Raw genomic sequence first — 13,818 nt, 5'->3', positions numbered from 1 at the left:
CGGGCCTTCTTTTTGGACGCCGCAAAGGCCGCTTACTCTTTTTTGCCATCTCCCGTTACGGAATTTTCCTGCGATTTCTCCGCCGCCTTCTCATCTTCAGTCGGCGTCATCAGAATAATTGAGGCATCCGCCTTCAATTCTTCAATCAGCTTGTCGATCACCAAGTTGCTTACCTTGGACTGGAGTTCAGGCTTCTTCTCTTCGAAGGTCGGCGGTTCGGTATTGCGCCGGTCCTCAGCCTTGATGACATGAAAGCCGAACTGGCTCTCTACAGGCGCTTTCGTATATTCGCCATTCTTGAGGTTAAAGGCCGCGTCCGCAAATTCCGGCACCATGCTGCCCTTTGCAAAAAACCCAAGGTCACCACCGTTTGGACCTGATGGGCCGGTCGAGTATTCTTTGGCAAGCTCAGCAAAATCACCGCCTTCATCCAGAAGCTTGATGACATCGTTGGCTTCTTCTTCCGTCTTGAGAAGAATATGCCGTGCATGGAGCTGTTCTTCAGGCGTGAAGCCAGCGACGATCTTATCGTACTCTTCCTTTAGCAACTCATCTGTGACCAGCTCATCAATCTTGGCCTTGATGTAGAACTCCTGCATTAGCTGCGTCTGCACCGCGTCAAGACGGTCCTTATATTCCGGGTTATCGCTCAGATTCTCTTTCGCGGCCGCCTGAGAGATCACTTCCATGCTGATCAATTGCTGCAGCAGTTGCTCCTTGATCATGGCTAATGGTGCCTGACGGTATTGTTGTGGCAGAGAACTGTATAGAAACGCAATGTCCGCCTCAGTAATGTTTTCGCCGTTCACAGTTGCGAGAACGTCACTGTCTGGCTCTTTGGCTGGCATGGCCTCCTCTGTCTTCACCTCATCCGAAGCGACCATATCCATGCCCGGGATCGCGTCACTTTGCGTGCCAACGTAATATCCGATAACCAGACAAAGCACGGCAACGACAGCCAGAGCGAAAAAATGTAGTGATTTCATAATACTAGGACCCTGATTTCTATTTTATGCGTTTGGGAGCAAGCTTAAAAGTTCCCGCGAGCGGAGATTTCAAGCGAATATAGTAATATTTCAACTCATAACAACCTTTGTTCCCTCTGAACCGATTTTTTCTATCTTTTTGCCATTAAATCCAACGGCTTTTTGCTCCTTCCTCGCCGGATTGATTGACATGATTGCACTTGCCCCTTATCTGTCTGAATATTTATAATGCTGGTTTTGCCCTCGAAGTGAGACTATTTAAGACATAACCTCCGCGCACGAAACTGCGCACCCAGAAAAAAGCAACCCATGACTGGAGTTTAGTCAGATATGTTCGGTTCCTTTGCCAAGAAGTTGTTCGGGTCGCCGAATGACAGGGCACTTAAACTTGTTCGAACCAAAGTTGACGAAATCAATGCGTTTGAGGACAAGATCAAGCCATTGTCCGACAGCGAACTACTGGCGAAAACCCAGGAATTCAAGGATCGCCTCGCGGCGGGATCTACACTCGACGATCTCCTGCCCGAAGCCTTCGCCTGTGTCCGTGAGGCAGCTTCCCGCGCTCTTGGGGAACGACATTATGATGTCCAGTTGCTCGGCGGCATCGTCCTGCATCAGGGAAAAATCACCGAGATGAAAACCGGTGAAGGTAAGACCCTTGTCTCCACCCTCCCTGCCTATCTTAATGCCCTGACCGGCAATGGTGTGCATATTGTTACCGTAAACGACTATCTGGCCCAGCGAGATTCACAATGGATGGGACAGGTATTCTCCATGTTGGGACTAACGGTCGGCTGCATTATTCATGGCATCGATGAACAGGAGCGTGCCGCTGCCTATCAGGCCGACATTACATATGGCACAAACAACGAATTCGGCTTCGATTATCTCCGCGATAATATGAAATACGAAAAATCGGCGATGGTGCAGCGAGGGTTTCATTATGCCATCGTCGACGAGGTGGACAGCATCCTGATCGATGAAGCACGAACGCCCCTCATTATTTCCGGGCCGGCGGAAGATTCGTCGGAACTTTATCTGGCCATTGATGCTTTGATCCCGAACCTCAAGGAAGACGACTACGAGGTAGATGAAAAAACAAAGACAGTCGGCTTTTCGGAGGATGGTGCCGAAGATATTGAAAAGGTGCTGGATGAGGCCGGCCTTCTAAAGGGCGACAATCTCTATGACGTGGAGAATGTCGCGATTGTTCATCACCTCAATCAGGCGCTTCGCGCACATAAACTTTTCGAGAAAGACAAGGACTACATTGTCAAGAACGACAAAGTCATCATTATTGACGAATTCACCGGTCGTATGATGGAAGGGCGCCGCTACTCAGAAGGACTTCATCAAGCTCTTGAAGCCAAAGAAAAGGTCACGATCCAGCCGGAAAACCAGACACTGGCCTCCATTACCTTTCAGAACTATTTCCGCCTGTATGACAAGCTTTCCGGCATGACCGGCACAGCCGCGACGGAAGCGGATGAATTTCATGAAATTTATGGGCTGGAAGTCATTGAAATCCCCACAAACGTGCCCGTCGCGCGGCTGGATGCGGATGACGAAGTTTACCGCACAGCCGAAGAAAAGTATAACGCCATTGTCATAACGATTGAGGATTGCCTGAAACGGGGCCAGCCTGTCCTTGTTGGTACTGTCTCCATAGAAAAATCCGAAATGCTGTCAGGTCTTCTAAATCAGAAGAAGATCCCACATAAAGTCCTGAACGCCCGCTATCACGAACAGGAAGCTGAAATTATCAGCCAGGCGGGCCGCGTCAGCGCCGTTACGATTGCCACGAACATGGCAGGACGCGGAACGGACATCAAGCTTGGCGGCAACGAAGAGATGATGATCGCCGCCAAAACTGGAGATATGACGGATGAGGCAGAAATCGCCAAGGTAACTGCCGAAATCAAAGCCGAGATAGCCGAACAGCGCAAACAGGTGCTTGCAGCAGGCGGACTCTTCGTCATCGGGACAGAGCGGCATGAATCCCGGCGTATTGACAACCAGCTTCGCGGCCGCGCCGGACGGCAGGGAGACCCCGGCACTTCACGCTTCTTCCTCTCGCTTCAGGATGACCTGATGCGCATTTTCGGGTCCGAGCGGATGGATGGCATGCTCCGTAAACTTGGCCTGGAGGAAGGAGAGGCAATTGTCCATCCTTGGATTAACAAGGCACTGGAGAAGGCGCAGCAAAAGGTCGAGGCGCGGAACTATGACATCCGTAAGAATCTCCTGAAATTCGATGATGTCATGAATGACCAGCGCAAGGTCATTTATGAACAACGGATTGAATTAATGGACACGCAGGATGTGTCGGAGACAGTCACGACCATGCGCAATGAAGTGATTGACGATATGGTTGCGACCCACATTCCCCCCAAGGCCTATCCGGAGCAATGGGATGTGGAAGGGCTGAAACTGGAAGCGGCCCGGACACTGGCTCTTGAACTGCCCGTGGATGAATGGGCGGATGAAGAAGGGATTGCCGATGAGGAGATCCGTGACCGCCTGAAAGATCACGCCAATCGCAAGATGGCGGAAAAGGCAGTCCGCTACGGTTCTGAAGTTATGCGCATGGTCGAGAAAAGTGTCCTGCTGCAAATACTCGATCAGGCATGGAAGGAACATCTTCTCCAGCTCGATCAGTTGCGCCAGGGTGTTTCACTGCGTGCATATGCCCAGAAAGACCCGCTCAATGAATATAAGAGCGAAGCCTTCAATATGTTTGAAATGATGCTAAACCAGCTACGGGCAACGGTGACGACCTATCTTTCGCATGTCCAACTGCAAAATCCGGCGGAGCAGTTAAAGCGTCCCGAGCCGAACGAGCAGGAAATGACGGCAACCCATCTTGATCCAACAACCGGTGAAAACGAACTTGAAGCCCCAGATATCAATACGGACGGGGACAATAATGAGAATTGGGGCAAGGTCCGACGCAATGCGCCCTGCCCTTGTGGTTCGGGAAAAAAATTCAAACAATGCCACGGCCGGATCTGAGGGTGCAGGAAAAAATTATTTCAGGGCAATTATATGATCTCTTTTCTAAAATCTTTGCTGTCCGAAGATAATACGGCTAAGCCCAGAACACAGGATGAGGCGCGTATCGCAACGGCTGCGCTCTTGATTGAGGCCGCCCTGTCCGATGATGATTTCAAGGATGTCGAACGCGATGCAATCGTCGATGTGATAACGCGACATTACAAGACATCTGACGCCGAGGCCCGTGAACTTGTTGCTCACGCTGAAGAGGCACAATCGGAATCGGACCAGCTTTTTTACTTTACCCGTGCGGTAAAAGACAGCTTTCCCGTCGAGACGAGAGTGCAAATGATCGAGATGTTATGGGAAGTTGCCTATGCTGATGGCGTTCTCAGTAAATACGAGGCCAACCTTGTCCGCCGCATTTCCGGACTGATCTATGTAAGTGACCGAGACAGCGGCACCGCGCGCAAAAGGGTTATGGCCCGCCTTGGTATTACAGAAGACTAATTTTTCCTGCCCGTGATGTTTTTAGGGTTGTTTTTCCCTGTTATTAGCGATAATCCGTTAGGGAAAGACTTCCATGTCTTGTGTTTTTGTTGCTTCCACGAACTGACCGGAGAAAATAAATGACCTACGTTGTTACCGAAAGTTGCATCCGCTGCAAATTTATGGACTGCGTGGAGGTGTGTCCGGTCGACTGTTTCTACGAAGGCGAAAACATGCTGGTAATACATCCCGATGAATGTATCGACTGCGGTGTGTGTGAACCTGAGTGCCCGGCAGAGGCAATTCTTCCTGATACAGAAGAAGACGCTGAAAAATTCTTGGAGCTTAACCGTGAGTATTCTGAAATATGGCCGAATATTACGGTAAAAGGCGAACAGCCTGAAGATGCTGAAGAATGGCAGGGTAAGCCTAATAAATATGAGACCGAGTTCAGCCCAAAACCTGGCGGGCAAGGGTAATTTCCGTCAACACACCGCGGAAATACGTAAAACTCTCAGAATTTAGATAACATTATTAGCTTTTAGCCTAAAATTGTGCTATGGTTACTCCATGCTTTAGGTTTGTTATAGTAGGGGTAGTGTGCAAACTGCATGTATTGCCGTTTGCGCCAAATATAGCTTGGCCTATTTTTATGATGGATTCCGTAAAGATCTGCAGCGCTGTTAACGCAGCTGCTTTTTTTTGCGCCATCACAGGAATTCGGGAATTCCCGCGGTTGATGAGAAGGACTTAAATGACAAAAGAAATGGATTTCGCACCGCTTGATCATGTGGTCTATCCAACTCATGGTGTTGGACAGGTTGTCAGCATAGAAGAGCAGGAAATTTCAGGCATGTCCCTGACGTTGTATGTGGTCGATTTTGCCCATGAGAAAATGACCCTTCGTGTACCTGTCAAGCAAGCCAAGAACGTCGGCATGCGCGCCTTGTCTTCCCCCAAGAAGATGAAGTCGGCACTCGATACCCTAAAGGGCCGCGCTCGCATCAAGCGGACCATGTGGAGCCGCCGGGCTCAGGAATATGAAGCAAAGATCAACTCCGGTGACCCGGTACAGATTGCGGAAGTCGTTCGTGACCTGCATCGGAATGACGATCAGCCGGATCAGTCTTACAGCGAGCGGCAGATTTATGAAGCTGCCCTGGTAAGGCTCTCACGTGAGCTTGCCGTTGTCGAACAGATCGAGGCGGACGCCGCCACCGAGAAAGTACAGAAGGTTTTGAAAGTCGCCTGACTTTCGTAAATGAAGAATAAATCAAGGCCCGGAAGAAATTCCGGGCTTTTTTTATAATAATTTGACGAAAATCTTTCGGGAGACTTGCCAACAACTCCACAAGGTTTCATTGTGAGCACTATGAAATCAAATAGTTACAAAGAGAAATTTGGCAGCCTGAGCGCCGCCAGACGTGTCTGGGCTATTGCCTCAATCCATGGGGAAGCAGCGGCGCTTGTAACTGTTCATGATGAAATTTCCCGCCGATGGGAACATGGCGATCGTCTTGTATATCTTGGAAACTATTTGGGTCGCGGCTCGGACATCAAGGCTGTATTTGATGAGCTTCTCTCCTTTCGTATCAATCGCCTCTGTATGCCCGGCATGATACCGGAGGATATTGTCTTTCTGCGTGGTGCGCAGGAAGAAATTCTGCGCAGCCTCCTCCAGTTGCAGCTCGCGCCGCAGCCAACCGACGTATTTAATTGGATGATTGCGAATGATATCGGCTACACCCTTGAGGCATATGGCGAATCAGAAGAAGAAACCCGACGCTATGTCCGTGAAGGTATACTGGCCACGACAAAATGGACGAACCGCCTTCGCGAGAAAATCCGGGAGCATCCGGGCCACAACGATATCCTGATCGCGCTCCGCCGCGCCGCCTTTACGGAGGGAGGGGAACTCCTGTTTGTTCATGCCGGCATCGACCCTGATCTGCCCGTCGTCGAGCAAAATGACAACTTCTGGTGGGGTCACAGCCATTTCAAAGATATCAACACGCCCTATGCCGGTTTTCGCAAAGTCATTCGCGGTTTTGAAAGGCATCATGGCGGCGTTACCGTGACGCCCTATACAATTACGCTCGACGGCGGTTCGGGTTTTGGCGGCACATTGGAAGCCGCTTGCTTCAATCTGGACGGCAAGACCGTCGACCAGATTAGCGTCCCAACCTGATTTCAGATTTCTTAACTGCCAAACTTGATATTTTTATATTGCTGACCCGCAGGCGGCACCCCGTCCTCAAACGCCGGGTTGAGAAGAATGAATAATGCTTTCTTGTCTTTCGACACATCCGCCATTCCGGACAAGATAGAAGAAAGGCTCTCATCGCTTGTAACCGCCTCAATCTCTATTTGTGCCGGTTTGATGGCCGCCGCTTCCGCGTCATCGATCGATCGGAAGCTTTGGAAGCTCTGGGTAAATCTATCCTGAAGACTGCTGTCCGACACGGTGCTCTGATAGACAAATCGTGCGACACGTCCATCATCAAAATCAATCGCCGCTGCCGTCAGGTATATAGTCGTTCCATTACGATCAAGTGCAAGCCGGGTTACAGCCGCCGGGGCACCCCCAACCTCGATAGAATTAACACTGGGAACAGTCAGCTTCGCGAGCCATTCCCGCTGCAAATAATTTGCCATTGACTGCCCAGTGTTTGCCTGTTTGCCGAGATCAAAAACCATTTGGCTTCCCTTCCCGTCAACCGCATAGACTGCCTGGGCAGAGTTGATAAGCTGAAATCCTTCCGGCGCCATGAATTTGAACTTAAGGACAGGATGCAGAAACTCTCTGCCGCGAATGATGCCTTCTTTTGGGTCATCGCCATACAGCATGCCGTTAATGGCCGCTAAATAGCGCTCCTTCTCAAACTGGCGGTCCAGGTCGTCGGCATTTTGGGTGGCCGATGTTGCCGCCCGTTCAATACGATCTCCTGTTTGGGGGTGGGAGGCAAAGAAGTCAAAGCTGCCGCCGCCGGAATTTCCTGTGAGAGCCGCCATATATTCGGTCTGAGCCTGCATACGGACCAGAAAATCCGCCATTGCCTCCCGCGGATAACCTGCTTTTCCAAGATATCTGACACCGAGTTGATCGGCCTCATACTCCTGCTCCCGGGAATAGGATGCAACATAGAGACCGCCCAACTGCTGCCCGAGCTCCTGAACAATCGAACTGCCGGTCAATACACCTGCAAGCGCCCCCAGCAGACCTATCCCCGTTGCGCGGGACTGGCGCGCCGCGCCATGGCGGGCCGTGACATGCCCGATTTCATGGGCGAGTACGCCAGCAACCTCAGCTTCATTGGTGGCAAGGGCCAGCAGACCGCGCGTGATATATACATATCCGCCCGGAAGCGCAAAGGCGTTGACGACAGGTGAGTTCAGAATAGTGAATCGCCAAGGCAAATCCCGCATTTCCGAGACAAAGGCAAGGCGCAGGCCAATATCGAGAATATATTCGTTCAACCCTTCATGAATATATTCACCACCATATTGTGCAACAACACGCTCATGCTGCTCCGCTCCGATTTTCTGGTCATCTTGCGGCTCGAAAACGGAGAAGAGATTATCCAACAGGTTGGCATTGGCCGGTGTACTGGTTGGGGCTATCAATCCAAGTGCGACCACCGGGACAATGAAGAGCCGGGCCTTTCGCCAGCGTTTATGTGATGTGCTTTTCTTCACCTGTTGCTATCCTTCACCTGCGGCTTCCTCTATTTCGAGCTGCTCCGGAAATTCCAGCTCCATATATGGGCCGTTATAGAACCGAACGAGACCCCTTACCGTAATTGATTTACTCTTCAGGTCCGCCAACTTCCAGTCCCCGCGCTCTATTTTTTTCCATGCACTCGAAGATATGGCCGCCGTAAAGTCAGTTCTCCAATCCTCCCCGAAGTTAAGATAGGTAGTACTGCCCCCCTTATAAACGTCGAGAACGACCCCCTTCGCAATAATGAATTGTCCGTTCCAATATTGCTTTGGGGGATGGTTTGCGTCCAGTACAGCGAACTGACGCCAGAGCCCGACTTTCCGCTCCGCTGCCTTCTTTTCTGCCTTAATCAGGCGCTGCCGAGAGGCCAACGGATAGCCGGGAGCCCCGCTCCACCAACCATACCCCTCGGCAATCAGGGCTTCCTCAAGCCACACACCGTCAGATGTAATGATGCGGCCTTGCAGATCACCATACCGATTATCAAGCGACCCGGACTTTCGAAATTCTTCCGCTTTTAATACAAAAGGCAAGCCGTTGAGGGATTTGAGAATAAATTGGCGGGCATCCTTGTAAAGAGAAGGATCGGCGTGTTCATCAACGAGCCGCACCCCATGAAGCGCAATCCGGGAATCCTTAATCGTCACTATCCGGTCGCCGTCAAGTTTTTGCATGACAAGACCAGATTGGGGCGTTTCTGCCTGAGCTATGGCACATAGTCCAATCACGACGCCTGCAATAACTAGTCCCAGACCACGCATTCTTCCCTCCTGCCCCTAGTCTGGCGGCTATTTCATCGGCAATCAATCACAATAAGAGCAAGCCCTTTTTATTTTACATATATTTATTGTATAAATATTTTTACACAATTGTAGTTGATATTTAATAATTTACCTCATAACTATGGTGGGAATACAAATTGATTGGATAGAGAATGACAGATTCCAGCGCCCAGTTTTACCCCGAATCGGAAGCCGCCCGGCTCCGCGGCCTCTATGGTCACCTTTCCGGCGCCGCATTGCTTGATGCGCTGGTCGCCAACGACCTCGGCGGAAAGATAATGCTCTCGTCCTCCTTCGGCGCGGAATCCGCCGTCCTGCTCGACATGGTCGCCGAAGTTGATCCGACAATCCCGGTAATTTTTCTCGATACACGTCGGCTGTTCGGAGAAACATTGCGCTATCAGAAAACACTGACGGATCATTTCGGACTGGAGGATGTACGGATCATCAGCCCTGATAACGGCGTACTATTGCGGCTTGATCCTGACGACATGCTTTTCAATGAAGACCCGGACAAATGCTGTCAAATCCGCAAAGTGGAGCCGCTTGATAAGGCCATGGATAAAATGGGAAATCTGGGATTTAGAGCCTGGATTACCGGCCGCAAGAACTTCCAAGCGGCGACCCGGTCCGGGCTTCAGACGATCGAAGCGGATACGGATTTTATCAAGATCAATCCCCTTGCCGACTGGACGGGGGAAGATATCAAGCAGGCATTTCTGGCAAAAAACCTACCGCCGCATCCGCTTGTAGCGGACGGGTTCAAATCCATCGGCTGCATGCCCTGCACCAGCCGTGTCGCTGAAGGCGCAGACCCCAGATCCGGTAGATGGGCAGGAAAAGCGAAAACGGAATGTGGCATCCACATGCGGCGCCCATCAGGACTGGCAACCCCTATATAACATATTTTTAATGTGATTTAATTTTAAATCACATTTTTCTTGCGATATTAAAATAAATATCTACATTTATAAGAAATAAGGATATTGGCTCGCGTCTTGTTGTATGTTGAGCCCTTTATAAGGAGAACAACAATGGCATTGCAGGTTTATACGGCATCCCTGTTGAAAGAAGGTCTGGTCGCGTATCTTACACTTGAAAACGGCAGTCCTTCTTGGACTCCCGATATACGGCTGGCGACTGCAGGAACGGACGCAGAGCTTGAAGCACTGAAGCTGGCGGCTGAGCAATCGGAGCTTGAAAATCATGTCGTCGCCCCTTACGCGATTGACGTCCTTGAAACTGAAGCTGGCTATGTCGCCTCGACGAAGCGCGAGCAAATTCGCGCGAGCGGTCCGACGATCCGCCTGCCTCAAGACGCAGTCCGGGCGAGCCGCAAAGCCGCCTAAAGGCAAGGTATCCAATGTATCAATATTCAGAGCAGGACCATCAGCTCCTGCTGGAACGCGTTGCCCAGTTTCGCGGCCAGGTCGAGCGACGGGTGAAGGGCGACCTTTCCGAGGAAGAGTTCAAGCACCAACGTCTCCGTAACGGCCTGTATCTGCAGCTTCATGCTTACATGCTCCGGGTTGCTATTCCCTATGGGCTGCTATCATCGGACCAGATGCGTACACTCGCCCATATTGCCCGTAAATACGACAAGGGCTATGGCCATTTCAGCACCCGACAGAATATCCAATATAACTGGCCAAAGCTCGAAGATGTTCCGGATATTCTGGACGACTTGGCGAAAGTGGAAATGCACGCCATCCAGACGAGCGGAAACTGCATACGCAACACGACGTCCGATCCGCTTGCAGGCGTTGCCCGCGATGAGGTTGAGGATCCCCGCCCCTATTGCGAACTGATTCGCCAATGGTCTACCTTCCATCCCGAATTCAATTTTCTGCCACGCAAGTTCAAGATTGCCGTCAGCGGCGCAATTCATGACCGGGCAGCGGTCGCCGTGCATGACATTGGCCTGCGGCTGATCAAGAATGACAACGGGGAAACCGGGTTTGAAGTACTCGTCGGCGGTGGCCTAGGCCGAACGCCGATGATCGGAAAGACAATTCGCCCCTTCCTCCCGAAACAGGATATGCTGACTTATCTTGAGGCCATCTTGCGGGTCTATAATCAGCTGGGCAGGCGCGACAACCTTTATAAAGCCCGCATCAAGATACTCGTTCATGAAACCGGAGAAGAAAAGTTCCGTGAACTGGTCGAGGCCGAGTGGGAAAAGATCAAAACCAGCGGGCTCTTTATCCGCGATGAGGATTTTGCCTGGATAAAAGGGTTCTTCAAGGACCCCGAATATGAAAGCCTGCCGGATCAAGACGGGGACTATGAGAACCTTCTGCTGAGCAACCCGGATTTCGCGCGCTGGGCCGATAAGAATATCGAGCTGCACAAGCAGCCGGGCTACCGGATTGTATACCTGTCCCTGAAAACAGCCCATCAACCTCCCGGCGATGTAACAGCCGATCAGATGGACGCGATTGCCGACCTGGCGGATAAATACAGCCTTGGGCAAATTCGCACTACTCATCGGCAAAATCTCGTGCTCTCCGATGTGAAGCTGAAAGACCTGCCGGCGCTATGGGAAGAACTGGTAGCGCTTGATCTTGCGACGCCGAACTACAATCACGTAACGGATATCATTTCCTGCCCGGGGCTGGACTACTGCGCGCTGGCAACTGCGCGGTCCATTCCGATTTCTCAAGCCATTACGGAGCGGTTTGACGACCATGACTATGTGAACGACCTTGGAGATGTCAGCATCAATATCTCGGGTTGCATAAATGCCTGTGGGCATCATCATGTCGCTAACATCGGAATTCTTGGTGTTAACAAGAAGGGAACGGAAGTTTATCAGTTGACATTGGGCGGCAGCGCTCGTGAAGATGCGGCGATTGGCAAGATTATTGGCCCGGCTTTTGAGGCGGACCAAATCGTTGATGCCATTGACAAGGTGCTTTCGGTCTACCTCGAGAACCGCGAAGATCCGGAGGAGACCTTCCTGACGACCTATCGTCGGCTCGGGCAGCCCTTGTTCAAGGAACGACTTTATGGATAACTATATCAAGGATCGCAAAGCGGAAGACGATGAATGGATGCCGTTCACCGGGCTGGAGGAGAGCAGTTCTCTGCCGACGGGTGATATCTATGTTCCACTTGAAGAATGGCTGAAATCCCGCGAATCGCTTCTTGAACGCAATGGACGGCTGGGTGTCTTGCTGCGCAATACCGATGACCCCGCGCTGATTGCAGACGATCTGGAGCGGCTCGACCTGGTCGTGCTGGAATTTCCAAAAATGGCGGATGGCCGGGCCTTCAGTCAGGCAAGGCTCTTGCGGGAGCGTTATGGCTTCAAAGGAGAGATCCGGGCCACTGGCGATGTGCTTTACGATCAGCTATTCTATATGCAACGATGTGGCATTAACGGATTTGAGCTCCGGGGTGATCAAGATGTCGCGAACTCGCTAAAAGCCTTTGACGAGATGACAGTAACCTATCAACCTGCCAGTGACGAAGAGTTTCCAATCTGGCGGCGGGAGAGTTAAGTTTCCCGGAATAAGAGAGCCGCGCAACGCGGCTCCTTTTGAAAGCACCTGGTTCTCGCTCCCCCGGCAGCCAGGTGCTTTTTCATTCGAGATCCTTCTCAATTCCCGGCCAATTGCCATTAGCCTGCTTTATGTTGCCGGGGATATCTTCCTCCCACGTGCTCTGCACGCCTTTTGAGTAGTTCAGGTAAAGCTTGTCATCCACGATTTTCCATGCCTCAGGAACTGTCGATGCCGTATAGCCCTGACTTACCGCCCAGGCGCAATAGCCGCCATATTGCGGCGCGTATTTTTCGGGGTTAGCCTCGAACATCTTCTTATGTTCTTCATTGGCGAAATGCCACTCGGCCCCTTTCCATTCAACACTGTAGTCGCTGTTCCCCTCAACCGGTTTGCCCTCGGTAAAATAGGCAACGACGTCATACCCTTCAACGGCCGTTCCGAACAGAGTGCTATAATAGCGTTTTTCTGCTGCGGCCGTCTGTGTCATCGCAACGGAAATGATCGCGACAACAAGGGCGATTGCGATGCCTTGAAGATTAATCCAGCGGTTCATCATCTTGAATACCTCCCATGCAGGGTTGAAAACCATGTCTTTGCAATGAGAAGAAGATAATGAAATAGGCTTCAGCAGCCAGCCACATTTAATAACAAAGGCGTGAACGCTATCGCCGTGTGGGCCGCCCGCCGACATAAAGGAGAGCCATCAGGAATCCCGTCACAAATCCTGCGACATGCGCTATCCAGGCAATCTCCGCACCCGGCCCGACCAGCAACGTACCGAGCGGAGTCGCGCCAATGATAACATTAAGCCCAAGCAAGACAGCAATCAGGGTCAGCACACCACGCAATCCGTAACGTGGAAGGAGGATAATAGTCGTCGCCCCCATCGCTCCGAACACAGCTCCCGATGCGCCGTAAAGCGTGACATCAATATTGGGCACGGCGATAAAATATTCCGCCACAGCACTGAGCCAGCCAGAGATACAGTACAGAAACAGATACCGCACCGCCCCAAATTGCCGTTCCACCATGGACCCGAACGCCAGAAGCATTCCGGCATTCAGAATCATATGGCTCCAATCATGGTGGAGGAACATATGGCTGCTCAGCGTTATAAATATATGCGCAAGGTCGGCCGGTGTCGGCTTCTCCAAAATCGCCGATATGATGACCGGACGAAAAGAGAAATTTTCGTAAACCCAGCCGAATGTCTCAGAAGTGGTAACCGTCAGCAACAGGTGAACGATGAAAATTGCGGCAACCAGATACACCGTTACAGGTGGTACATTAAAGACCGGTTCCCGATTTTGCTGTTCGTCTGTCACGCAGTCCCAGTCCGA

Annotated in this window: 14 protein-coding genes; 9 read left to right on the top strand and 5 right to left on the bottom strand. The window is 51.3% G+C overall.

Annotated features, from left to right (window positions below; translation table 11 throughout):
- Positions 1-32: 32 nt before the first annotated feature.
- Positions 33-986 (bottom strand): peptidylprolyl isomerase, encoded by a 954-nt coding sequence (locus tag AAC599_RS13830; RefSeq protein WP_340150985.1) that lies wholly within the window; start codon positions 984-986, stop codon positions 33-35.
- A gap of 330 nt (positions 987-1,316) precedes the next feature.
- Between AAC599_RS13830 and secA the strand changes: the two genes are divergently transcribed.
- From secA to AAC599_RS13805, 5 genes are all read left to right on the top strand, one after another.
- Positions 1,317-3,998 (top strand): preprotein translocase subunit SecA, encoded by a 2,682-nt coding sequence (gene secA, locus AAC599_RS13825; RefSeq protein WP_340150984.1) that lies wholly within the window; start codon positions 1,317-1,319, stop codon positions 3,996-3,998.
- 33 nt (positions 3,999-4,031) lie between these two features.
- Positions 4,032-4,490 carry a TerB family tellurite resistance protein gene (locus AAC599_RS13820; RefSeq protein WP_340150983.1) on the top strand — a complete coding sequence of 153 codons (459 nt, stop codon included), beginning with the start codon at positions 4,032-4,034 and terminating at the stop codon, positions 4,488-4,490.
- Between the two features lie 119 nt (positions 4,491-4,609).
- Positions 4,610-4,948: a ferredoxin FdxA gene (fdxA, locus tag AAC599_RS13815; protein ID WP_293961050.1), complete on the top strand. Its 339-nt coding sequence runs from the start codon at positions 4,610-4,612 to the stop codon at positions 4,946-4,948.
- Positions 4,949-5,223: 275 nt separating this feature from the next.
- Positions 5,224-5,721, top strand: a complete 498-nt coding sequence (locus AAC599_RS13810) for a CarD family transcriptional regulator (RefSeq protein ID WP_293961052.1) — start codon at positions 5,224-5,226, stop codon at positions 5,719-5,721.
- 120 nt (positions 5,722-5,841) lie between these two features.
- On the top strand, positions 5,842-6,657 hold the full coding sequence (locus AAC599_RS13805; protein ID WP_340150982.1) for a hypothetical protein: 816 nt from the start codon (positions 5,842-5,844) through the stop codon (positions 6,655-6,657).
- An 11-nt stretch (positions 6,658-6,668) separates the two neighbouring features.
- Here the strand turns inward: AAC599_RS13805 and AAC599_RS13800 are convergent, their stop codons facing one another.
- Positions 6,669-8,165, bottom strand: coding sequence for a M48 family metalloprotease (locus AAC599_RS13800; RefSeq protein WP_340150981.1), 1,497 nt, complete (start codon positions 8,163-8,165; stop codon positions 6,669-6,671).
- 6 nt (positions 8,166-8,171) lie between these two features.
- Entirely contained in the window at positions 8,172-8,951 is a 780-nt protein-coding gene (locus AAC599_RS13795; RefSeq protein WP_340150980.1) for a thermonuclease family protein, read from the bottom strand.
- Between the two features lie 173 nt (positions 8,952-9,124).
- Between AAC599_RS13795 and AAC599_RS13790 the strand changes: the two genes are divergently transcribed.
- From AAC599_RS13790 to AAC599_RS13775, 4 genes are all read left to right on the top strand, one after another.
- Complete coding sequence (locus AAC599_RS13790) at positions 9,125-9,874, top strand: phosphoadenylyl-sulfate reductase (RefSeq protein WP_340150979.1); 750 nt, start codon at positions 9,125-9,127, stop codon at positions 9,872-9,874.
- A gap of 132 nt (positions 9,875-10,006) precedes the next feature.
- A complete protein-coding gene (locus tag AAC599_RS13785) occupies positions 10,007-10,321 on the top strand; it encodes a DUF2849 domain-containing protein (RefSeq protein WP_340150978.1) in 315 nt (104 codons plus the stop codon).
- A gap of 14 nt (positions 10,322-10,335) precedes the next feature.
- A complete protein-coding gene (locus tag AAC599_RS13780) occupies positions 10,336-11,988 on the top strand; it encodes a nitrite/sulfite reductase (protein ID WP_340150977.1) in 1,653 nt (550 codons plus the stop codon).
- The gene (locus AAC599_RS13775; protein ID WP_340150976.1) at positions 11,981-12,475 is read left to right on the top strand and encodes a DUF934 domain-containing protein; all 495 of its coding nucleotides are present in this window, start codon (positions 11,981-11,983) and stop codon (positions 12,473-12,475) included. Before AAC599_RS13780 ends, AAC599_RS13775 begins: the two co-directional genes overlap by 8 nt.
- An 82-nt stretch (positions 12,476-12,557) precedes the next feature.
- Here the strand turns inward: AAC599_RS13775 and AAC599_RS13770 are convergent, their stop codons facing one another.
- Together AAC599_RS13770 and AAC599_RS13765 are read right to left on the bottom strand one after the other, a co-directional pair.
- Positions 12,558-13,034: a YHS domain-containing (seleno)protein gene (locus tag AAC599_RS13770; RefSeq protein WP_340150975.1), complete on the bottom strand. Its 477-nt coding sequence runs from the start codon at positions 13,032-13,034 to the stop codon at positions 12,558-12,560.
- 106 nt (positions 13,035-13,140) lie between these two features.
- Positions 13,141-13,803, bottom strand: a complete 663-nt coding sequence (locus AAC599_RS13765) for a rhomboid family intramembrane serine protease (protein ID WP_340150974.1) — start codon at positions 13,801-13,803, stop codon at positions 13,141-13,143.
- Between the last annotated feature and the right edge of the window lie 15 nt (positions 13,804-13,818).

It is taken from the genome of uncultured Sneathiella sp. (genome assembly GCF_963976355.1).
In the GTDB taxonomy this organism is placed as follows: domain Bacteria; phylum Pseudomonadota; class Alphaproteobacteria; order Sneathiellales; family Sneathiellaceae; genus Sneathiella.
The sequence above is the reverse complement of the archived record's forward strand: the minus strand, read 5'-3'. Positions and strand labels throughout refer to the sequence as shown.